At 72.3% G+C, this 21,536-nt stretch carries 19 protein-coding genes; 12 read left to right on the forward strand and 7 right to left on the reverse strand.

From position 1 onward, the window contains the following. Positions 1–237 precede the first annotated feature (237 nt). On the forward strand, positions 238–2,970 hold the full coding sequence (aceE, locus tag ACFWUZ_RS15510) for a pyruvate dehydrogenase (acetyl-transferring), homodimeric type (RefSeq protein WP_384372293.1): 2,733 nt from the start codon (positions 238–240) through the stop codon (positions 2,968–2,970). Between the two features lie 83 nt (positions 2,971–3,053). After that, positions 3,054–3,833: a potassium channel family protein gene (locus tag ACFWUZ_RS15515; RefSeq protein WP_384372294.1), complete on the forward strand. Its 780-nt coding sequence runs from the start codon at positions 3,054–3,056 to the stop codon at positions 3,831–3,833. Here the strand turns inward: ACFWUZ_RS15515 and ACFWUZ_RS15520 are convergent. Together ACFWUZ_RS15520 and ACFWUZ_RS15525 are read right to left on the reverse strand one after the other, a co-directional pair. Continuing rightward, positions 3,814–4,251 carry a peptidase inhibitor family I36 protein gene (locus ACFWUZ_RS15520; RefSeq protein ID WP_384372296.1) on the reverse strand — a complete coding sequence of 146 codons (438 nt, stop codon included), beginning with the start codon at positions 4,249–4,251 and terminating at the stop codon, positions 3,814–3,816. The genes ACFWUZ_RS15515 and ACFWUZ_RS15520 overlap by 20 nt on opposite strands. A 191-nt stretch (positions 4,252–4,442) precedes the next feature. After that, complete coding sequence (locus ACFWUZ_RS15525) at positions 4,443–6,050, reverse strand: DHA2 family efflux MFS transporter permease subunit (protein ID WP_384372298.1); 1,608 nt, start codon at positions 6,048–6,050, stop codon at positions 4,443–4,445. 185 nt (positions 6,051–6,235) lie between these two features. Here ACFWUZ_RS15525 and ACFWUZ_RS15530 point away from each other — a divergent pair, with 185 nt between their 5' ends. The 3 genes from ACFWUZ_RS15530 to ACFWUZ_RS15540 all read left to right on the forward strand — a co-directional run bounded on the left by ACFWUZ_RS15530 (position 6,236) and on the right by ACFWUZ_RS15540 (position 9,193). Beyond that, the gene (locus ACFWUZ_RS15530) at positions 6,236–6,946 is read left to right on the forward strand and encodes a TetR family transcriptional regulator (protein ID WP_384372615.1); all 711 of its coding nucleotides are present in this window, start codon (positions 6,236–6,238) and stop codon (positions 6,944–6,946) included. 181 nt (positions 6,947–7,127) lie between these two features. Next, on the forward strand, positions 7,128–8,276 hold the full coding sequence (locus tag ACFWUZ_RS15535; protein ID WP_384372617.1) for an alpha/beta hydrolase: 1,149 nt from the start codon (positions 7,128–7,130) through the stop codon (positions 8,274–8,276). Between the two features lie 65 nt (positions 8,277–8,341). Then, the gene (locus ACFWUZ_RS15540; protein WP_384372300.1) at positions 8,342–9,193 is read left to right on the forward strand and encodes a DUF4429 domain-containing protein; all 852 of its coding nucleotides are present in this window, start codon (positions 8,342–8,344) and stop codon (positions 9,191–9,193) included. A gap of 28 nt (positions 9,194–9,221) precedes the next feature. Here the strand turns inward: ACFWUZ_RS15540 and ACFWUZ_RS15545 are convergent, their stop codons facing one another. Then, a complete protein-coding gene (locus ACFWUZ_RS15545; protein WP_384372302.1) occupies positions 9,222–10,244 on the reverse strand; it encodes an aldo/keto reductase in 1,023 nt (340 codons plus the stop codon). After that, positions 10,241–10,639: a MerR family transcriptional regulator gene (locus ACFWUZ_RS15550; protein WP_384372304.1), complete on the reverse strand. Its 399-nt coding sequence runs from the start codon at positions 10,637–10,639 to the stop codon at positions 10,241–10,243. Before ACFWUZ_RS15550 ends, ACFWUZ_RS15545 begins: the two co-directional genes overlap by 4 nt. A gap of 78 nt (positions 10,640–10,717) precedes the next feature. Between ACFWUZ_RS15550 and ACFWUZ_RS15555 the strand changes: the two genes are divergently transcribed. Next, positions 10,718–11,533: a serine hydrolase domain-containing protein gene (locus ACFWUZ_RS15555; protein ID WP_384372619.1), complete on the forward strand. Its 816-nt coding sequence runs from the start codon at positions 10,718–10,720 to the stop codon at positions 11,531–11,533. Here the strand turns inward: ACFWUZ_RS15555 and ACFWUZ_RS15560 are convergent. Beyond that, positions 11,530–12,189 carry a pirin family protein gene (locus tag ACFWUZ_RS15560; RefSeq protein WP_384372306.1) on the reverse strand — a complete coding sequence of 220 codons (660 nt, stop codon included), beginning with the start codon at positions 12,187–12,189 and terminating at the stop codon, positions 11,530–11,532. The genes ACFWUZ_RS15555 and ACFWUZ_RS15560 overlap by 4 nt on opposite strands. A gap of 69 nt (positions 12,190–12,258) precedes the next feature. On the opposite strand from ACFWUZ_RS15560, the gene ACFWUZ_RS15565 reads away from it, so the two are divergent. The 5 genes from ACFWUZ_RS15565 (at position 12,259) to fabF (ending at position 17,168) form a co-directional block, all read left to right on the forward strand. Continuing rightward, the gene (locus ACFWUZ_RS15565; RefSeq protein WP_384372308.1) at positions 12,259–13,476 is read left to right on the forward strand and encodes a PucR family transcriptional regulator; all 1,218 of its coding nucleotides are present in this window, start codon (positions 12,259–12,261) and stop codon (positions 13,474–13,476) included. An 89-nt stretch (positions 13,477–13,565) separates the two neighbouring features. Next, the gene (locus ACFWUZ_RS15570; protein ID WP_384372310.1) at positions 13,566–14,483 is read left to right on the forward strand and encodes an ACP S-malonyltransferase; all 918 of its coding nucleotides are present in this window, start codon (positions 13,566–13,568) and stop codon (positions 14,481–14,483) included. A gap of 19 nt (positions 14,484–14,502) precedes the next feature. Beyond that, the gene (locus ACFWUZ_RS15575; protein ID WP_384372312.1) at positions 14,503–15,507 is read left to right on the forward strand and encodes a ketoacyl-ACP synthase III; all 1,005 of its coding nucleotides are present in this window, start codon (positions 14,503–14,505) and stop codon (positions 15,505–15,507) included. 55 nt (positions 15,508–15,562) lie between these two features. After that, a complete protein-coding gene (locus ACFWUZ_RS15580; protein WP_384372313.1) occupies positions 15,563–15,811 on the forward strand; it encodes an acyl carrier protein in 249 nt (82 codons plus the stop codon). A 79-nt stretch (positions 15,812–15,890) separates the two neighbouring features. Next, positions 15,891–17,168, forward strand: a complete 1,278-nt coding sequence (fabF, locus tag ACFWUZ_RS15585; protein ID WP_384372315.1) for a beta-ketoacyl-ACP synthase II — start codon at positions 15,891–15,893, stop codon at positions 17,166–17,168. Between the two features lie 93 nt (positions 17,169–17,261). On the opposite strand, the gene ACFWUZ_RS15590 is transcribed toward fabF, so the two are convergent. Further along, positions 17,262–17,756: a DUF3145 domain-containing protein gene (locus tag ACFWUZ_RS15590; RefSeq protein ID WP_031150765.1), complete on the reverse strand. Its 495-nt coding sequence runs from the start codon at positions 17,754–17,756 to the stop codon at positions 17,262–17,264. A 252-nt stretch (positions 17,757–18,008) separates the two neighbouring features. On the opposite strand from ACFWUZ_RS15590, the gene ACFWUZ_RS15595 reads away from it, so the two are divergent. Beyond that, entirely contained in the window at positions 18,009–18,905 is an 897-nt protein-coding gene (locus ACFWUZ_RS15595; protein ID WP_384372317.1) for an SGNH/GDSL hydrolase family protein, read from the forward strand. Positions 18,906–19,013: 108 nt separating this feature from the next. Here ACFWUZ_RS15595 and ACFWUZ_RS15600 read toward each other — a convergent pair whose 3' ends face one another. Beyond that, entirely contained in the window at positions 19,014–21,476 is a 2,463-nt protein-coding gene (locus ACFWUZ_RS15600) for a beta-glucosidase (RefSeq protein ID WP_384372319.1), read from the reverse strand. Positions 21,477–21,536 lie beyond the last annotated feature (60 nt).

The raw sequence follows: 21,536 nt of genomic DNA on the forward strand, positions 1-21,536 counted from the left end.
GGCTTGAGGACTTCCTACCTGTTTGAGGGACGAACGGCCTTACGAAATGGTTGCCCGACTTGGGGGTAAAGTTGCGGTTTGAACGTTCTTCCTGGTCGTCATCCCTCCGGAGCCTTCCTCCGACTCCAGGGATTACCCAGTGGTAAAGGTGACGATTGAAGCCGAGCGTAAGACCATGGGAGGCGGCGCCCCCCGATACGGCTTCAACACGACTCCCCCCGACAGCGAAGGAACAGCGTGGCTTCCGCATCCGATCGCAATCCGATCATCATTGGCGGCCTGCCGAGTCAGGTCCCGGACTTCGATCCGGAGGAGACGCAGGAGTGGCTCGACTCCCTGGACGCCGCCGTCGACGAGCGGGGACGTGAACGCGCCCGCTACCTGATGCTGCGGCTGATCGAGCGGGCCCGCGAGAAGCGCGTGGCCGTGCCCGAGATGCGCAGCACGGACTACGTCAACACGATCGCCACGAAGGACGAGCCCTTCTTCCCCGGCAACGAGGAGATCGAGCGCAAGGTCCTCAACGCCACCCGGTGGAACGCGGCCGTCATGGTCTCGCGCGCGCAGCGCCCCGGCATCGGCGTCGGCGGCCACATCGCCACGTTCGCGTCCTCGGCCTCCCTCTACGACGTGGGCTTCAACCACTTCTTCCGGGGCAAGGACGAGGGCGACGGCGGCGACCAGATCTTCTTCCAGGGCCACGCCTCCCCAGGCATCTACGCCCGCGCCTACCTCCTGGACCGGCTCTCCGAGCAGCAGCTCGACGCGTTCCGGCAGGAGAAGTCGAAGGCTCCGTACGGGCTCTCCAGCTACCCGCACCCGCGGCTGATGCCGGACTTCTGGGAGTTCCCGACCGTCTCGATGGGCCTCGGCCCGCTCGGTGCGATCTACCAGGCCCGGATGAACCGGTACATGGAGGCGCGCGGGATCGCGGACACCTCCAGGTCCCACGTCTGGGCGTACCTCGGCGACGGCGAGATGGACGAGCCGGAGTCCCTCGGCCAGCTGTCGATCGCCGCCCGTGAGGGCCTGGACAACCTGACCTTCGTGGTCAACTGCAACCTCCAGCGCCTCGACGGCCCGGTCCGCGGCAACGGCAAGATCATCCAGGAGCTGGAGTCGCAGTTCCGCGGCGCCGGCTGGAACGTGATCAAGCTGATCTGGGACCGTTCCTGGGACCCGCTGCTGGCCCAGGACCGCGACGGCATCCTGGTCAACAAGATGAACACCACCCCGGACGGGCAGTTCCAGACGTACGCCACCGAGTCGGGCGCGTACATCCGCGAGCACTTCTTCGGCGGCGACCACCGGCTGCGCGCGATGGTCGAGAACATGACCGACTACCAGATCCAGCACCTGGGCCGCGGCGGTCACGACCACAAGAAGGTGTACGCGGCGTACGCGGCGGCCAAGGCCCACAAGGGCCAGCCGACGGTGATCCTGGCGCAGACGGTCAAGGGCTGGACGCTCGGCCCGAACTTCGAGGGCCGCAACGCGACGCACCAGATGAAGAAGCTGACGGTCGACGACCTCAAGCGCTTCCGTGACCGCCTGCACATCCCGATCACCGACTCCCAGCTGGAGAACGGCGCGCCGCCGTACTACCACCCGGGCCGCAACTCCCCCGAGATCCAGTACATGCACGACCAGCGCAGCGCCCACGGCGGCTACGTGCCGACGCGCGTGGTGCGCGCCAAGCCGCTGCAGCTGCCGGGCGACGCCGCCTACGCGGCGGCGAAGAAGGGTTCGGGGCAGCAGTCGATCGCCACCACGATGGCCTTCGTCCGCATCCTGAAGGACCTCATGCGGGACAAGGAGATCGGCAAGCGCTTCGTGCTGATCGCGCCCGACGAGTACCGCACCTTCGGCATGGACGCCTTCTTCCCGAGCGCCAAGATCTACAACCCGCTCGGCCAGCAGTACGAGGCGGTCGACCGCGACCTGCTGCTCGCGTACAAGGAGTCGCCGACCGGCCAGATGCTGCACGACGGCATCTCGGAGGCGGGCTGCACGGCCTCGCTGATCGCCGCGGGTTCGGCGTACGCCACGCACGGCGAGCCGCTGATCCCGGTGTACGTCTTCTACTCGATGTTCGGTTTCCAGCGCACCGGTGACCAGTTCTGGCAGATGGCCGACCAGCTCGCGCGCGGTTTCGTCCTCGGCGCGACCGCCGGACGGACCACCCTCACGGGTGAGGGTCTCCAGCACGCCGACGGTCACTCCCAGCTGCTGGCGTCGACGAACCCGGGCTGCGTCGCGTACGACCCGGCCTACGGCTACGAGATCGCGCACATCGTCCGGGACGGTCTGCGCCGGATGTACGGCCCGGAGGCGGAGGACGTCTTCTACTACCTGACCGTCTACAACGAGCCGATCCAGCACCCGGCCGAGCCGGCCGACGTGGACGTGGACGGCATCCTCCAGGGCATCCACAAGGTGTCCGCGGGCGCCTCGGGCGCCATCGGGGCGCAGCTCCTGGCCTCGGGCGTGGCGGTGCCGTGGGCGCTGGAGGCGCAGCGGATCCTGGCCGCGGAGTGGAACGTCCGGGCGGACGTCTGGTCGGCGACCTCCTGGAACGAGCTGCGGCGCGAGGCCGTCGAGGTGGAGGAGCACAACCTGCTCCACCCGGAGGAGGAGCAGCGCGTCCCGTACGTGACGCGCAAGCTGTCCGGGGCGGAGGGTCCGTTCGTGGCGGTGTCCGACTGGATGCGTGCGGTGCCGGACCAGATCTCGCGGTGGGTGCCCGGCGCGTACACCTCGCTGGGTGCGGACGGCTTCGGCTTCGCGGACACGCGTGGTGCGGCCCGGCGCTTCTTCCACATCGACGCCCAGTCGGTGGTCCTGGCGACGCTCACCGAGCTCGCCAAGGAGGGGAAGATCGACCGGTCGGTGCTCAAGCAGGCCATCGACCGGTACCAGCTCCTCGACGTGGCCGCGGCGGATCCGGGCGCGGCGGGCGGCGACGCCTGACGCCGGCTGCCCCGTGGCATGAGGTGACCCCTGGCCGAGGCCGGGGGTCTCCTCGCTTCCGGGGGTTCCTTACGATGCTCCGCATGAAGGAACCCTCCCGCCAGTTGCGGTGGGAGCGGCGGAGCCAGGCCCCGCTGCTCCTGTTCGCCGTGGCCTTCGCCGTCGCGTACGCCGTGCCCATCGTCGCCCCGGACGCGGGTGCGGGCGTGCACCGCGCCTGCAGCTACGTGGAGTGGGCGGTGTGGGGCGTCTTCGCCGGCGACTACCTGGTCCGGCTGGGCCTCACCGCGGACCGCCGGCACTTCGTGCGCACGCACTGGCTGGACCTGGCGGCGGTGGTGCTGCCGCTCGTCCAGCCGCTGCGGCTGCTGCGGCTGGTCGCCACCTTGCTGCTGGTGGGCCGGCGGGCCCGGATGGCGCCCCAGGTCCGGCTGACGACGTACGTCGCCGGGGCCGTGGTGGGGCTGCTGATGTTCGGCTCGCTGGCGGTGCTGAGCGTGGAGCGGGACGCCCCCGGCGGGAACATCAAGAACCTGGGCGACGCCGTGTGGTGGTCCTTCACGACGATGACGACGGTCGGGTACGGCGACCACTCCCCGACCACCGGCCTGGGCCGGGTGCTGGCCGTCGGCCTGATGCTGTCCGGGATCGCCCTGCTGGGTGTGGTCACCGCGAACATCGCGGCCTGGTTCATCTCCCGCTTCGAGCGTGACGACCAGGCGGAGCGGCTCCAGCTGGCCGCCCTCCAGGAGCTCCAGGCGGAGGTACGGGCGCTGCGCGTCGAGGTCGCCCGGCTGGGCGGCGGGCCGGCCGGCCGGCCGGGCGCCCCGGCGCCGCGCGGGGCTACCGCTCCCACACCTTGAACGCCCGTACCTGGTAGGGCGACTGGGGCAGCCACACCCCGTCGCCCGGGTAGGTCTGGAACTCGCCGGTCTCGGCGCACTCCGCCGACTGGTAGGTGGTCACCGGGCGGCCGGTGCGGTTGGTGAGGGACTGGGCGCTGGTGCCGGCGGGGAGCGCGGTGCAGCTGTTGATGTCCAGGGTGCTCAGTTCGTGGGTCTGCCGGGCGCCCTTGAACTCCGGTTTCGCCCACAGGCACAGCTGCCCGGTGGCGCAGGTGCCGAGGGTCGGCGGGCCCGCGGCGTGGGCGTGGGTGGCGGTACCGGGGATGAGGGCGGTGAGTGCCAGCGCGGCGGCGGCCAGGACGGTGCTGACGCGGGTGCTGCTGACGGGGGTGCCGGCGCGGGTGCTGTCGGCGCGGGTCGTGCGACACGTACGCATGACGGGTCAACTCCTTGTGGACGAAGGGCGCCCCGGACGGTTCCGGAGCGCCGACGACACCACGCTGACCTGCGAGGACGGGCGGGCGGAAGGGGTCTGGGCCGGGTCCACCCTGATAGGCGACAGCCCCGCCGGAACCGTCCGGCGGGGCTGTGGTGCGTACGGGGTTGACGCCCGTGCGGGGCTTCGGCTCAGACGTGGGCCGTGCCTGCGCCCGCGGCCGCGTTCTCCCCGCGCTTGGTGAAGCAGGCCACGACGGCGGCGAGGACCGCGACCGCGCCCGCGACGGTGAAGCCGGTGCTCATGCCGGACACGAAGGTGTCGTGCGCGACCCCGGTGATCACCTCGGCGACCGGTTCGGGGGTCTTCGAAGTCACCGGGGCGAGGCCCACCTGGACGCCCATCTCGGCGAGCTCCTGCTGCTCGGGGGCGAGCGGGGGCAGCTGGGCCGCCGCCCACCTGTCCCCGAACGAGCTGCTGACCGTGGAGGCCATGACGGAGCCGAGGACTGCGGTGCCGAGGCTGCCGCCGACCTGCATGGCGGCCTGCTGGAGCCCGCCGGCCACACCGGAGAGCTCCAGCGGGGCGTTGCCGACGATCACCTCGGTGGCGCCGACCATGACCGGCGCGAGACCGAGGCCGAGGAGGGCGAACCAGAAGGACATGGCGGGAGTGCCGGTGCCGGGGGTGAGCTGCGCCATTCCGAAGCAGGCCGCGGCGGTGGCCACCATGCCGGCGACCAGCGGGATCCGCGGCCCGGCCTTGGTGATGGCGGCGCCGGCCAGCGGCGAGCCGATGATCATCATGCCGGTCAGCGGCAGCAGGTGCAGGCCGCTGTCGACGGGGCTCATGCCGTGGACGTTCTGCAGGTAGAAGGTGACGAAGAACAGGCCGCCCATGAAGGCGAAGGCCATCAGCACCATCAGTACGGTGCCCGCGGACAGCGGGAGCGAGCGGAACATGCCGAGCGGGATCAGCGGTTCCGTGACCCTGCTCTCCCAGAAGGTGAAGAACCCGAAACAGAGCACGGCGGCGGCCAGGAAGAGGAGCGTCCTGGAGTCGCCCCAGCCCCACTCCGCGGCCTTGATCAGTGCCCAGATCAGCGAGAACATCCCGCCGGACAGGAGCAGGATGCCGAGGACGTCGAAGGAGCGCGGGGCGTTCTCGGCCCGGTGGTCGACCAGGATGACCAGGCCGAAGAGCAGGGCGACGATGCCGACGGGCACGTTGATGAAGAAGACGGACTGCCAGCTGACGTGCTCGACGAGCAGGCCGCCGACGATGGGGCCGGCGGCGGTGGAGGCGCCGATGACCATGCCCCAGATGCCGATGGCCATGTTGAGCTTCTCGGCGGGGAAGGTGGCGCGCAGCAGGCCGAGGGCGGCGGGCATCAGCAGCGCGCCGAAGAGGCCCTGCGCCACGCGGAAGCCGATGACGAGCTCGACGCCGGCGGAGAGGCCGATGGCTGCGGAGGACACGGCGAAGCCCGCGATGCCGGCGAGGAAGGTCTGCCGGTGGCCGAAGCGGTCACCGAGCTTGCCCGCGGTGATCAGGGACACCGCGAGGGCGAGCAGGTAGCCGTTGGTGATCCACTGCACCTCGGCCAGGGAGGCGCCGAGTTCCCTGGATATCTCGGGATTGGCGACGGCGACGATCGTGCCGTCCAGGGTGACCATCATGACGCCGATCGCGACGGCGAAGAGGGTCAGCCAGGGGTGACCGCGCAGTCCGGACCGGACGGGTGCCGGAGCCGGTTCCTTGGCGGGTACCTGATCGCCGACGGTGATCTGACCAGTCATGCGGACAGGCTAGTGACAGCGACTGACACTTCACAGACGGGTGAGCGGGACGGCCACTGTTACGTCGGTCACAGGTACCCTGACCGCTCACCCGGCGTCAGATCGGCGTCCGGACGGGGGCGCGGACCCGGACGCACCCCGCCAGGACGCGGACGCCGGCGCGGACAGGGAAGGACCCCAGCGTGATGACCGACGAGCGGCCGATGGCGGGCCGGGTGGCCGGACTGCGCGAACGCAAGAAGCGCCGTACCCGGGACGCCCTGCTGCGGGCCGCCCTGCTCCTGTTCGTCTCCCAGGGGTACGAACGGACCACCGTCGACGAGATCACCGACGCCGTGGAGGTCTCCCAGCGCACCTTCTTCCGCTACTTCGCCAGCAAGGAGGAGGTCGCCTTCGCGGTCCAGGACCTGGTCGAGTCCCACTTCTACGCCGAACTCGGCTCCCGGCCGGCCGCCGAGGGCCCGCTCGAAGCGATGCGCAACGCCGTGCTGGCCGCCTGGGACACCGTCGAGGAGGCCATCTCCGAGGCGGTCCCCGTGGACCTCTACATGCGCAGTTACCGGCTCATCGAGTCGACCCCGGCGCTGCTGGCCGTGCACCTGCGCCGCTCGGCCGAGCTGGAGGAGCGGATCTCCCGGCTGATCGCGGCCCGGGAGGGACTCGACGTGGACACCGACCCGAGGCCGCGGGTGGCGGTCGCCGCCTTCTCCGGGGTGATGAGGGTCACCGGGCGGCTCTGGGGACAGGGCGAGGACACCAGCGTGGCCGCCATCCGGCGGATGACCGAGGCGTACCTCGACCAGATCGGCCCGGCGCTGGCGGCCGGCTGGAGCCGTCCGCCGGCCGCCGCGCAGCCCCCCGCCTGCGCTCCGGCGGACCGGCTCCGGCCGTCCTGACCGCCTCGCCGACGGGGCCGGCCGGCCCCGTGAAGCGTGTCACCCGGCGTGCCGTCAGGCGGTGGGGTCTCCTACGCTGGTCCCAGTGAAACTGCCCGGCCCCGCCCTCCCCGCCGCCTCCCGAACCGCCCCGCACCCCGCCGCCCTGCGCACCCTGCTCGCGCTCGCGGTGGTCTTCGTCATGCTGGCGACCACCGGCTGGACCGCGGTGCACCGCCCCGAGTCCGGGACCCCCCTGCGGGCCGCCGCGCTCGCGGCCTGGGCCTCCGCCCGGATCAACGGCCGGCCGGTACCGCCCGCCGACTCCCCCGTGCGTACCGTGGCCCGCTTCTTCGCCGGGCTCGACGGCGCCCAGCGGGCCCGGCTGGCCGACGGCTACCCCCTGGTCGTGGGCAATCTGGACGGGGCGCCCGTCCCGACGCGCTACCGGGCCAACCTGCGCGGTCTGGAGCAGGCCGGCCGGATCGAGGCGGCGCGCAGCCACGACGTCGGGCTGACCCCGGCCGACCGCGCGGCGGCGGGGCGCCGCGCCCACCGCTTCGCGTCGCTCGCCGAGCCCGGCCGGCAGATCCTCGCCTTCGACCCGACCGCCGGCGGCCGCGTCGCCGAGGTCTTCGGCGACCTCGACCGGGCCCGCCGGGTCTCGGTGATCGTCCCCGGCGTGGACACCGACCTCATCACCTTCGAACGCACGCAGCGGCGCTTCACCGCACCCGTCGGCATGGCCGAGTCCCTGTACGAGGCCCAGCGCGCGGCCGCTCCGGAGGCCAGGACCGCGGTGATCGCCTGGGCCGACTACACGGCGCCCACCGGGGTCGGCATGGACGCGGCCACCGGACGGCTGGCCGTCGACGGCGCCGTCCGGCTGAGGTCCCTGGCCGTGTCCCTGCCCGGGGATTCGAGCGTGGCGCTGTTCTGCCACAGCTACGGCTCGGTGGTGTGCGGGGTGGCCGCGCACGAACTGCCGGACCGGGTCACGGACGTGGCGGTGGCGGGCAGCCCCGGCATGCGCGCGGAGAACGTGTCCGACCTGGGCACCTCCGCCCGGGTGTGGGCCATGCGCGACGAGGGGGACTGGATCGAGGACGTACCGCACCTGGAGGTCGGGGGGCTCGGCCACGGGGCGGATCCGGTGTCGCCGGACTTCGGCGCCCGGCTGCTCTCCTCCGCCGGCGCCAAGAGCCACACCGGCTATTTCGCGCCAGGTACCGGCTCGGTGGACAACTTCGCCAAAATCGGAACCGGCGCATTCGGTTCCGTGGTCTGCGCGGACCCGGATGGCGCCTGCCGCCGTGAAATCTCCGGGACAGAAGGGGACCCACGCGCGTAGAGCCCTGGAAATCGGGCTCCGCAGCCGGGGGACGCAGGGGGCCACTGCCGTTTACGATGTGCCGCATGGGTGACGTACTGGCCGGAAACCATGCCGTCTGGGAGTTCGACCTCACGTCGGACTCGGTGCTCATCCGCTTCGCACGGGGGATACGGACGCCAAGACTCTGGCATGCCCTGGAATCGCGCCGGATCCCCCTGGAAGCGGTGTGCGGGGTGGAGCTGACCCCGGGGAAGCGGGACACCGTGGTGCTGCGCGCCACGCCCCGGCCGGGTGCCGATCCGCTGATGGAGGCCGCCGCCGGGCAGCTGCGGGAGGCGTGCGACCCGTACCGCCTGGTGCTCCCGGGCGACCGGGCCGGGCAGGCCGCCGCCTTCGCGGAGGACCTGCGCTCCCGCCTGGCGCCGGACGCCGCCGAGCCGGCCCCGCGCTTCCTGGTCGAGGCCCCGCAGCCGCCGGTCCGGCTGAAGGCGTACGACGCCCGGGTGAGCTTCGACGGCCGCGCGGTCACCTTCCACTGGTCACGCACCGGCGCCACCGGCACCAAGTGGAGGGCCGGCGACCAGCGCTACCCCCTGTCCGCCCTCGCCGGCCTCGAATGGTTCTCCCCGGAGGGCCCCGGCGGCCACCTGCGGCTGCTGCCGCGCGAACCCGGGCAGAGCGGCGCCGACCTGCGCCCGGACCACGACCTCGCCACGGCGGTCTTCCGGGTGGGCTACGGAGCCGTGCACGAGTCGCTGCCGTTCGCCGCGGCCGTCCTCGCCGCCCTGCGCGGCCCCACCCCGGTCACCTCGGTACCCCGCCCCCGCGGCGGCGGCGACCGCCTGCGGCACCTGGACGAACTGCACGGCGCGGGGCTGCTGACGGACTCCGAGTACGCGGCCCTGCGGGCCCGGTTCACCGCGGACTCCCACTGAGCGCGGCCCCGCCGCGGGCCGGGCGGGCTCAGGCCTCGCGCGCCTCCGAGGTGGTGCTCATGTCCGGGTAGCGGTCCCCCGCGACCCGGGCCGCGATCGGCTCCAGCAGCGCCAGCTCCTCCCGCGTCAGGGTGATCCGCGCCGCCGCGGTGTTCTCCGCGACCCGTTCGGGCCTGCGGGTCCCCGGGATCGGGACCACCGCCTGCCCGTGCACCGCGGCCCGCTGGTGCACCCAGGCCAGCGCGATCTGCGCCGGGCTCGCGCCGTGCGCTCCGGCGATCTGCCGCACGGGGGCCAGCAGCGCCGCGTTGGCCCTGGCGTTGTCCCCGGTGAAGCGGGGCTGGTGGGCGCGGAAGTCGCCCTCCGACAGGTCCTTGCCCGCATCGGCGAAGGCCCCCGTCAGGAAGCCGCGCCCCAGCGGGGAGTAGGCCACCACGGCCACCCCCAGCTCCGCCGCCGCCCCCACCGCACTGCGCTCCACGTCCCGGCTGAACAGCGACCACTCCGACTGGAGCGCGGCGATCGGATGCACCGCGTACGCCTCGCGCAGCTCCGCGCCCGTGACCTCACTCAGCCCCAGGTGGCGCACCTTCCCCTCCCGCACCAGCTCCGCCATGGCGCCCACCGACTCGGCGAACGGCACGGCCGGATCGCGCCGGTGCATGTAGTAGAGGTCGATCACCTCGGTCCCCAGCCGCCGCAGGCTGGCCTCCACGGCCTGCCGTACGTAGGCCCGGTCGTTGCGCACCGCCCGGTACCGCGGGTCGTCGGTGCGCTCGACGGCGAACTTCGTCGCCAGCGTGATCCGGTCCCGGTGCGCGGCGGCGAACGGCGCGAGGAACTCCTCGTTCCGCCCGCGCCCGTAGATGTCCGCGGTGTCGAAGAGGGTGACCCCCGCCTCCAGCGCCGCCTCCAGGGTCGCCCGGGCCGCCGGTTCGTCGGTGTCCCCGTAGAACTCGCTCATGCCCATGCAGCCGAGGCCCTGGATGCCGACCAGGGGGCCGCCCTTGCCGAGTTCCACCTGCTCCATGCCGGTGCCTGCGTTCATCATGTCCGTGTCTTCCCCGTCCCCGTGTTCCCCGCGTACATACCGATCTTGAAGTCCAGTACGGCGAGTGCGTCCGTCAGTTCCGTCAGCCGCGCCCGCACGTCGCACCGGGTCCGCTCCAGGAGCGCCCGGCGTTCCCCGGTGGTGTGATCACCGGCGCGCACCAGCTCGGCGTAGCGGACCATGTCCGCCACCGACATCCCGGTGGCGCGCAGCTTGCCCACGAAGGCCAGCCAGTCGAGGTCCTTGTCGCTGAAGCGCCGCTGCCCCGAGTGGGAGCGGTCCACGTGCGGCATCAGGCCGATCCGCTCGTACCAGCGCAGGGTGTGCTGGCTCAGACCGGTCCGGGCCTCGACCTCGCTGATCGTGTACCGCGTCTGCGTCAGGCTCTGGCTCATGGCCCCACGCTAAAACCCTGGAGTGCACTCCAAGCAAGTAGGCTCGGCCGCATGGAGAGCTTGGAGGCCGTCGACAGCATGGAAAGCCTGCGGATCATCGATACCTGGCCGGTGCCCGCCGCCGCGGCGGCCGTCGTGCGCGCCGACGGGAGCCTGGCAGGCTCCCACGGACCCGTCGGCCAGCGCTTCCCGCTGGCCTCGGTCACCAAGCCGCTCACCGCGTACGCCGCCCTCGTCGCCTACGAGGAAGGCGCGATCGAGCTGGACGAACCGGCCGGGCCCGAGGGGTCGACGGTCCGTCACCTGCTCGCGCACACCAGCGGCCTGGCCTTCGACGAGCACCGGGTGACCGCCCCGCCCGGGGAGCGGCGGCTGTACTCGAACGCCGGCTTCGAGGTGCTGGGCGACCACATCGCCAAGGCGACCGGGATCCCCTTCGCGGAATACCTGCACCAGGCCGTCTTCGAGCCGCTCGGCATGACCTCCTCCACCCTGGAGGGCTCGCCCGCCAAGGACGGCGTCTCCACCGTCTCGGACCTCGTGCGGTTCGCCGCCGAACTCCAGGCGCCCCGGCTCCTCGACGTCCGCACGGTGGCCGGGGCCGTCTCCGTCGTGCACCCCGGCCTCAAGGGCGTCCTGCCCGGCTACGGGCACCAGTCCCCCAACGACTGGGGGCTCGGGCTGGAGATCCGCGACGGCAAGTCCCCGCACTGGACGGGCCGCTCCTCCTCCCCGCGCACCTACGGCCACTTCGGCCAGTCCGGCACCTTCCTGTGGGTGGACCCGGACGCCCGCGCCGCGTGCGTGGCGCTGACGGACCGCGCCTTCGGCCCGTGGGCCGTCGAGGCCTGGCCCCCCTTCACCGACGCGGTCCTCGCCGAACTGGCCCGCTAGCCGCCCGGCAGTTCCCAGATCAGCACCTCGCCCGGGGACCCCGCGGTGATCTCCAGGTCCTTCTCGCCGGTGATCCGCACCGAGTCCCCGGGTCCCAGCTCCTCGCCGTCCAGCCGCAGGTCTCCCCGCACCACGTGCAGGTAGACCCGCTCCGCGGCCGGTACGGGGATCCGCTCGCCCGCACCGGGCCGCCGCACGTGCAGGACGGCCCCGGCCGCGGGGACCTCGTAGGGCGTGCCGTCGCGCAGGCCGCGGACCACCTCGTACGAGGGCTCCCCGCCCGGGACGAGCGGCGCGAGCCACGTCTGCACGAAGCGCAGCCGCGCGGTGCCGTCGTTGCGCTCCACGTGCCGGGCACCGGATCCGGCGGCGAGGTGCTGCACGTCCCCGGGCCGGACCAGGCCGGTCTCCCCGGTGCTGTCCTTGTGGGTGAGCTCGCCCTCCACGACCCAGGTGACGAGCTCGGTGTGGCTGTGCGGGTGCTCGTCGAAGCCGGCGCCCGGGGCGAGGGTCTCCTCGTTGCAGGCCAGGACCGGGCCGAAGCGCAGGTTGTCGGGGTCGTAGGACGAGCCGAAGGAGAAGGCGTGCCGGGTGGAGATCCCGGCCGCCGGATCCCCGCCCTCGTACCGGTCGGCGCCGCGGCGTACATCAATCATGGAGGCCACGGTAGCCCCGGTGGTGAGACCGGACTCCGCACAGCCGTCCCGATAAGGCAGTCTTGTCACGTGCCCCAACCCGAACGTGAGCATTCCCCCGCGATCCACTCCGCGCACCCCGCTCCCGCCCATCCGCACACCGCGACGCTGCGCAGGCTGGAGAAGTCCTCCGGCCGGCTCGCCGCGAACGCGATCGCGCGGATGGACGAGACCCTGCCGTGGTACCGGGCGATGCCCCCGGAGAACCGGTCCTGGATCGGCCTGGTGGCGCAGGCGGGCATCGCCGCGTTCACGGAGTGGTTCCGGCACCCCGAGACCCCGCAGGCGATCTCCACCGACGTGTTCGGCACGGCTCCGCGGGAGCTGACCCGGGCGATCACGCTGCGCCAGACCGTGGAGATGGTCCGCACCACCATCGAGGTCATGGAGACCGCGATCGACGAGGTGGCGGCCCCGGGCGACGAGCAGATACTGCGCGAGGCGCTGCTGGTGTACGCCCGCGAGATCGCCTTCGCGACCGCCCAGGTGTACGCGCAGGCCGCCGAGGCGCGCGGGGCGTGGGACGCCCGGCTGGAGTCCCTCGTCGTCAACGCGGTGCTGTCCGGGGAGGCCGACGAGGGCGCGCTGTCACGGGCGGCGGCGCTGGGCTGGAACTCGCCGGAGCACGTGTGCGTGGTCCTCGGCACCGCGCCGGAGGGCGACAGCGAACTGACGGTCGAGGCGATCCGGCGGGCCGCGCGCCACCACAAGCTGCAGGTCCTCACCGGGGTGCTCGGGGACCGCCTGATCGTCATCGCGGGCGGCAGCGACAACCCGATGCAGGTGGCCAAGTCCCTGATCGGGCCGTTCGCGGCGGGTCCGGTGGTGGCCGGTCCCGTGGTGCCCGACCTGCTGAACGCGACGAAGTCGGCGCAGGCGGCGGCGGCCGGACTGAAGGCGTGCACGGCCTGGCAGGACGCCCCGCGGCCGGTCCTGGCCGACGATCTCCTGCCCGAGCGCGCGATCGCCTCGGATCCGTCGGCCAGAGAGCAGTTGGTAGAGGAGATCTACAGACCACTCGAGGAAGCGGGCTCGGCCCTGCTCGAGACCTTGAGCGTGTATCTGGAGCAGGCGAGCAGCCTCGAAGGCGCCGCCCGGATGCTCTTCGTGCACCCCAACACGGTGCGCTACCGGCTCCGACGTGTGACCGACGTCACCGGCTGGTCACCCTCCGACGTCCGTTCGGCCTTCACCCTGCGGATCGCCCTGATCCTCGGGCGTCTGGCCGACGGAGATCCACAGTCCTAGACTTTTGTCGGACATCAACAATTACCCCGGCCGTTCTTGGTCCCTGTCCCCACGGGCGGCAGGGACCACCCACAAGAGAGAGTGTGAGGGTGCTCGTACTCGTCGCTCCCGGCCAAGGCGCCCAGACGCCTGGCTTCCTGACTCCCTGGCTCGACCTCCCCGGCGCCGCTGACCGCGTCGCCGCCTGGTCCGACGCCATCGGGCTCGACCTTGCCCACTACGGCACGCACGCAGACGCCGACGAGATCCGCGACACCGCCGTGGCCCAGCCGCTGCTGGTCGCGGCCGGTCTGCTGTCGGCCGCCGCGCTCGGTGACCGCACGGCCTTCGGTGCCGTCGCGGGCCACAGCGTCGGTGAGATCACCGCCGCCGCCTACGCGGGGGTGCTGTCCGACGCCGACGCCCTGTCGTTCGTCCGCACCCGCGGGCTGGGCATGGCCGAGGCGGCCGCCGTCACCGAGACGGGCATGGCCGCGGTCCTCGGTGGCGACCCCGACGTGGTGGTCGCGCACCTGGAGAAGCTGGGTCTGACTCCGGCCAACATCAACGGCGCGGGCCAGATCGTGGCCGCCGGCACCGCGGAGCAGATCGCCTCGCTGGTCGCCGACAAGCCCGAAGGCGCCCTGAAGGTCGTCGCCCTCCAGGTGGCGGGCGCGTTCCACACGCACCACATGGCCCCCGCGGTCGCGACGCTGGAGAAGGCCGCCGAGGCCCTCGCCCCGGCGGACCCGGCGCTGAAGTACGTCTCGAACAAGGACGGCCAGGTCGTGACCACGGGCGCCGACGTCGTCGCCCGGCTGGTCGGCCAGGTCGCGAACCCGGTCCGCTGGGACCTGTGCATGGAGACGTTCCGGGACCTGGGCGTCACCGGGATCATCGAGCTCAGCCCCGGCGGCACCCTGACGGGGCTCGCCAAGCGGGCCCTGAAGGGCGTGCCGAGCGTCGCCCTGAAGACCCCGGACGATCTCGACAAGGCCGCGGCGCTCGTCGCCGAGCACGCGGCCTGAGAGAAGGAGCCCACACAGCATGTCCAAGATCAAGCCGGCCAAGGGCTCCCCGTACGCCCGCATCCTCGGTGTCGGCGGTTACCGTCCGACCCGTGTGGTGCCCAACGAGGTCATCCTCGAGACGATCGACTCCTCCGACGAGTGGATCCGCTCCCGCTCCGGCATCGCCACCCGGCACTGGGCCTCGGACCAGGAGACGGTCGCCGCGATGTCGGTGGAGGCCTCCGGCAAGGCGCTGGCCGACGCCGGGGTCGCCCCGGAGAAGATCGGTGCGGTGATCGTCTCGACGGTCTCGCACTTCAAGCAGACCCCCGCCGTCGCGACGGAGATCGCGCACCGGATCGGCGCGGGCAAGCCCGCCGCCTTCGACATCTCCGCCGGCTGCGCCGGATTCGGTTACGGACTGACGCTGGCCAAGGGCCTGGTGGTGGAAGGTTCCGCCGACTACGTCCTCGTGATCGGCGTGGAGCGGCTCTCGGACCTCACCGACCTGGAGGACCGCGCGACGGCCTTCCTGTTCGGCGACGGCGCCGGTGCCGTGGTCGTCGGCCCCTCGGACGAGCCGGCCATCGGCCCCACGGTGTGGGGTTCGGAGGGCGACAAGTCCGACACCATCAAGCAGACCGTGCCGTGGGACGAGTACCTCGGCAAGGACGGCGGCGAGAAGTTCCCGGCCATCACCCAGGAGGGCCAGGCGGTCTTCCGCTGGGCCGTCTTCGAGATGGCCAAGGTGGCCCAGCAGGCGCTCGACGCCGCCGGGATCACCGCCGACGACCTGGACGTCTTCATTCCGCACCAGGCAAACATGCGGATCATCGACTCGATGGTGAAGACTCTGAAGCTGCCGGACCACGTGACGGTCGCCCGTGACGTGGAAACCACCGGCAACACCTCGGCCGCCTCGATCCCGCTCGCGATGGAGCGGCTCCTGGCGACCGGAGCGGCGAAGAGCGGCGACACCGCGCTCGTCATCGGCTTCGGGGCGGGGCTCGTCTACGCCGCGACGGTCGTTACCCTCCCCTAGGGCCGGGATCCACATCCCGGCCCGTTTATCCAGTCAGCTAGAGAAGGAGCGCCACATGGCCGCCACGCAGGAAGAAATCGTCGCGGGTCTCGCGGAGATCGTCAACGAGATCGCCGGCATCCCCACCGAGGACGTCGCGATCGAGAAGTCCTTCACCGACGACCTGGACGTCGACTCCCTGTCCATGGTCGAGGTCGTCGTCGCCGCCGAAGAGCGCTTCGACGTCAAGATCCCGGACGAGGACGTCAAGAACCTCAAGACGGTCGGCGACGCTGCCGACTACATCCTGAAGCACCAGGCCTGAGCCTGACGAGCGTTTGTCGCCACCTGGCGGTGGCGCCGTGACAATTCAGCACCCCCTGAGACGTGGAGAAAGAATTCCTGTGAGCCCGACCAATCGCACCGTGGTCGTCACCGGTATCGGCGCAACCACTCCGCTGGGTGGCGACAGCGCTTCGACCTGGGAAGGTCTGCTCGCCGGCCGTTCCGGCGTAAAGCCCCTGGAGGGCGAGCGCTTCGCCGAACTCCCGGTCCGCATCGCCGCCCCGGTCGCCGTGGACCCGAGTGAGGTCCTGCCCCGCCCCCTGGCCCGCAAGCTGGACCGCTCGGCGCAGTTCGCCGTCATCGCCGCCCGTGAGGCCTGGGCCGACGCCGGCTACACCGCCCCGGCCGGCGAAGAGAGCGCGGAGGGCGCCTCCGTGGAGCCCGAGCGGCTGGGCACCGTGATCGCCTCCGGCATCGGCGGCGTGACGACCCTGCTCGACCAGTACGACGTACTGAAGGAAAAGGGTGTGCGCCGGGTCTCCCCGCACACCGTTCCCATGCTCATGCCGAACGGCCCCTCGGCCAACGTCGGCCTGGAGGTGAACGCCCGGGCGGGCGTGCACACCCCGGTCAGTGCGTGCGCGTCCGGCGCCGAGGCCATCGGCTACGCCGTCGAGATGATCCGTACCGGCCGCGCCGACGTGGTCGTCGCCGGCGGCACCGAGGCGGCCATCCACCCGCTGCCGATCGCCGCCTTCGCCAACATGATGGCGATGTCCAAGAACAACGAGAACCCCGAGCAGGCTTCCCGCCCGTACGACAAGGGCCGTGACGGCTTCGTCCTCGGCGAGGGCGCGGGCGTCGTCGTCCTGGAGTCCGCGGAGCACGCCGCCGCACGCGGCGCCCGGGTCTACTGCGAGGTGCTGGGCCAGGGCCTGTCCGCGGACAGCCACCACATCGCGCAGCCGGAGCCGACCGGCCGGGGTGTCGCGGCCGCGGTGCAGAACCTGCTCGACAACACGGGTCTGGACCCGGCCGAGCTGGTCCACCTGAACGCGCACGCCACCTCGACCCCGCAGGGCGACACGGCCGAGCTGAAGGCCCTGCGCAAGGTCCTGGGCGACGACCTGGACCACATCGCGATCTCCGCGACCAAGTCGATGACCGGTCACCTGCTGGGCGGCGCGGGCGGTATCGAGACCGTGGCGACCGTGCTCGCGCTGTACCACCGGCTCGCTCCGCCGACGATCAACGTCGACGACCTCGACGACGACATCGACGCGGACATCGTGCGCGACGAGCCGCGCAAGCTGCCGGCCGACGGCCCGATCTCCGCGATCAACAACTCCTTCGGCTTCGGCGGCCACAACGTGACGCTGGCGTTCCGCACCGTCTAGTACGCCCGGCGGTGTCCGGCGTCCCGGACACCGCCGCAGGTACGCAGAAGGCCCACCCGGGTCCCCCGGGTGGGCCTTCTGCGTGGCGCGGCCTCAGACCACCTGGTGGAGCCAGCGGACCGGGGCGCCCTCGCCCGCGTAGCGGAAGGGCTCCAGTTCGTCGTCCCAGGGCTTGCCGAGCAGTTTGGCGATCTCGGCCTCCAGGTCGGTCTCGCCGCGCGCCGACCGGGCGAGCGCGGCGCGCAGCCGGTCCTCCGGGATCAGGATGTCGCCGTGCATGCCGGTGACGGCGTGGAAGATGCCCAGCTCGGGGGTGGAGCTGTAGCGCTCGCCCTCGGAGGTCGGGCAGGGCTCCGCGGTCACCTCGAAGCGCAGGAGGTGCCAGCCGCGCAGCGCGGAGGCGAGTTTCGAAGCGGTGCCCGCTTCGGCCTGCCAGGAGAACTCGGCTCTCCAGGTGCCCGGGGATGCGGGCTGTCTGATCCAGTCGAGGTTCACCCGCACCCCGAGCACGCCCGCCACAGCCCATTCCACGTGCGGGCAGAGCGCGCGCGGTGCGGAATGCACGTACAGAACTCCACGTGTCGTCACCGGGACCTCCAGTGTGGGACGAGGTCGGGAATAAACTCCAGAAAACGGACAGTATGTGACGTGATGTAATGTAACGGAAATTATTTGACATTGCGCTACGGGACGTGCGGCCGAAACGCCACGGGAAAAAGCTACCGTGAGTCAGGGGTCATGGTGTGACGTACGGTCGCTCCGAGGGCCCGTCATCACAGAGCTTTCACTCAGCAGGACGCCCCCGGACGATGCGGGGTCGACGAGGAGGAGAACATCCCGATGCGCACCACCGCTCCGCGCCGCACGGCGCGTCGGACCCTCGCGGGGGCGGGTGCGGCGATCACCCTCCTGGCCGGGGCGGTGACGGGGTGCCAGTCGGACGGGAAGCAGGCGCCGGGCGAGCGGGGAGCGCAGGCCGCACCCCGGTGGAACACGCAGCCCGCCTCGATCGCGGCGGTGGGTGACTCCATCACGCGCGGTTTCGACGCCTGTTCGGTCCTGGCCGACTGCCCCGAGGTCTCCTGGGCCACCGGCAACGACCCGGAGGTCCTCTCCCTGGCCACCCGGCTGCTGGGGGGCGCCGAGGCGCCCGCACGGAGCTGGAACTACGCGGTGACCGGCTCGCGGATGGCGGACCTGCCGGGGCAGCTGGCCTCGGCGGCGGCGCACAAGCCCGACCTGGTCACGGTGATGGTGGGCTCGAACGACGCCTGCCGGCCCACGGCTTCGTCGATGACGCCGGTGGAGGATTTCCGGGCCGGTTTCGAGAAGGCCCTGGCCGATCTGCGGGCCGCCTCCCCCCGGTCCCAGGTGTACGTCTCGAGCGTGCCGGACCTCCAGCGGCTGTGGGAGCAGGGCAAGGACCTCCCGATGGTCCGGCAGATCTGGAAGCTGGGCATCTGCCAGTCGATGCTCGCCGATCCGCTGTCGGCGGCCTCGGGGGCGACGGCCCGCCGCGAGCAGGTGCGGGCACGGGTGGTCGAGTACAACGAGGTGCTGCGCGAGGTCTGCGGGAAGGAGCCGCTGTGCCGCTACGACGGCGGAGCGGTCTTCCAGTACCCGTTCTCGGCGGAACAGTTGAGCCGCTGGGACTGGTTCCACCCGGGCAAGGACGGGCAGGCCCGGCTCGCGGAACTCGCCCACCGTCAGGTGACGGCTGCCGAACCGCCACGTTGACGCGGACGGACCGGGGCGGACCGGGGGCGGGTGTCAGGGCCCGCCCCCGGTCCTGTTCCGGGGCCGGATCAGGGGTGATTTCCGGCCATTTCGTGTTGTTACGGTGTGTTACGCGATCTCGAGGGTGGCGCTGAGCCGCGTGTCCCCGTGCGAGTGGCTCGCGCGGACCTCGTAGGCGCCGCCGATCCGCTGCCAGCCGCCGGTCTCCTCGTCCCAGATCTCGAAGGCCCGGGCGGGCAGGCCGATCACGGTCTCGACGCTCTCGCCCGGGCCCGCCGCGACGCCCGCGAAGGCCGCCAGCCAGCTCGCCGGGCGCTCGGCGCCCGCGCCGCCGGCGGGGGCGGGGGCGAGGTAGACCTGGACGACCTCGCGGCCCGGCCGGGTACCGGTGTTGGTGAGGCGGACCCGCACCGTGTCGGCGGTGACTTCCAGGGAGTCGTAGGTCCAGTCGGTGTAGCCGAGGCCGTGCCCGAAGGGGTAGGCGGGGACGACGCCGTGCTTCTCGTACGCCCGGTAGCCGATGAACAGCCCCTCCCCGTACTCCAGCCGCCCCTCGGCGGGGACGACCTCGGTGACCGGGGCGTCGGCCAGTTCCGCGGGCCAGGTGGTGGGCAGTCGCCCGCCCGGCTCCGCGTCCCCGAGCAGTACGTCGGCCAGCGCGGCCCCGCCCTCCTGCCCGGGGAACCAGGTCAGCAGCACGGCGGCGACCTCCTCGCGCCAGGGGAGCTCCACCGGGGAGCCCGCGTTGACGACGACGACCGTGTTCGGGTTGGCGGCGGCGACGGCCCGCACCAGGTCGTCCTGGCGGCCCGGGAGACGGAGGTCGCCGCGGTCGAAGCCCTCGGACTCCACGCGCTCGGTGGTCGCGACGACCACGACGGCGGTGTCGGATGCGCGGGCGGCCTCCACGGCCTCGGCGATCAGCTCGTCGGCGTCGCGCCGCGGGCCGAGGTGGAGCAGCGAGAACATGATCGCCCTGAGCGGCATCGCGGTCATGTCGGGGACCTGGTAGGTCAGCGACACCTCGACGGGCTCGCCCTCGGTGAGGGTGACCCGGGCACGTTCGGCGGGGGCGCCGAAGAAGGCCTCGAAGGGGTCGGCCTCGTTGCCCATCTCCTGGACGCCGTCCCAGAGGGTGGTGCCGCCGACGGCGAGGGTGAAGGCGCCGAGGCCGCGCGTGCCGAAGGCGTGCTCGCCGCTCTCGCGCGGCACGAAGCGGCCGGTGACCTCGATGCTGGCCATGGTCTCGTACGAGGCCCCGGCGGGCAGGTCGTCGCCGATCCACTGGACCTGGCCGGTCGGCAGGCTGCCCGTACCGAGGACGGCCCCGGAGGCGTCGCGGCAGACCGCGTGCAGCTCGAAGCCCTGGTCGGCGGCGGACGGTTCGTCGCAGGGGTCGGCGCCCACGGCGAAGGTGAGCGAGCCGGGCGGGAGGGCGGCGGTGAGGCCGTCGAGCGGGGAGACGATCCGCTCGGGGAAGACGGTGGCGGAGCCGCCGCCGAGGATGCGGGCGTCGCGGGCGGCGGCTCCGATCAGGGCGACCGTGCGGCCGGCGGCGGCGTCGAGCGGCAGGGCGGCGTTCTCGTTGCGGACGAGGACGAAACCGCGGACGGCCAGTTCGCGGGCCAGGGCCTGGCCGTCGACGGGGGCGGGGAGTTCGGCGACGGCGGCGGGCGCGCCCTCCAGGGCGCCCACGCGGGCGGCGAGGCGCAGGACGTTGCGCACGGCTTCGTCGACGGTGGCCTCGGCGACCTCGCCGGAGCGTACGGCGGCGGCGAGGGCGGGGCCGTAGACGGTCGTCGGGCCGGGCATGGCCACGTCGAGTCCGCCCTGGATGTCGCCGGTGGTGGAGCGGGCGGCCATCCAGTCGGAGACGTTGTACCCGTCGAAGCCCCATTCGCCGCGCAGGACTTCGTTGACCAGGTACCGGTGCTCGGTCATGGTCGTGCCGTTGACCTGGTTGTAGGCCGTCATGATGCCCCAGGGGTGGGCGTTCGCGACGATGGCCTCGAAGGGCGCCAGGTAGAGCTCGCGCAGCGGGCGCGGGGCGATGACGTTGTCGACGGTGAACCGGTCGGTCTCGGCGTCGTTGCCGACGAAGTGCTTGACGGTCGTGCCGACGCCGCCGTCCTGGACGCCGTTCACGTAGCCGCTGCCGACGGCGCCGGTGAGGTACGGGTCCTCGGAGTAGCACTCGAAGTGGCGGCCGCCGAGCGGGGACCGGTGCAGGTTGACGGTGGGTGCGAGGAGGACGTGGACGCCCTTGCGGCGGGCCTCCTGGGCGAGGAGCCGGCCGGCCCGGCGGGCGAGTGCGGGGTCCCAGGCGGCGGCGAGCGCGGTCGGGGAAGGCAGGGCGACGGACGGGTCGTCGGCGGTCCAGCGCACGCCGCGCACCCCGATGGGGCCGTCGGACATGACCAGGGACTTCAGCCCGATCCCGGGGAGGGCGGGCAGGGACCACATGTCCTGGCCCGCCAGCAGACGGGCCTTGGTGTCGAGGTCCAGCTTGCCGAGCGCCGTCTCGACGGCGTCCTGGCGGATCTGTTCGCGGGCCTGATCGGCATCGGTCACGGCCGTGCCTCCTCGTCGGGTGCGGTGGGTGCGGTGGGTGCGGTGCCCCCATCGTGGACC

This window comes from Streptomyces sp. NPDC058646 (assembly GCF_042716875.1).
Taxonomy (GTDB): Bacteria; Actinomycetota; Actinomycetes; order Streptomycetales; family Streptomycetaceae; genus Streptomyces.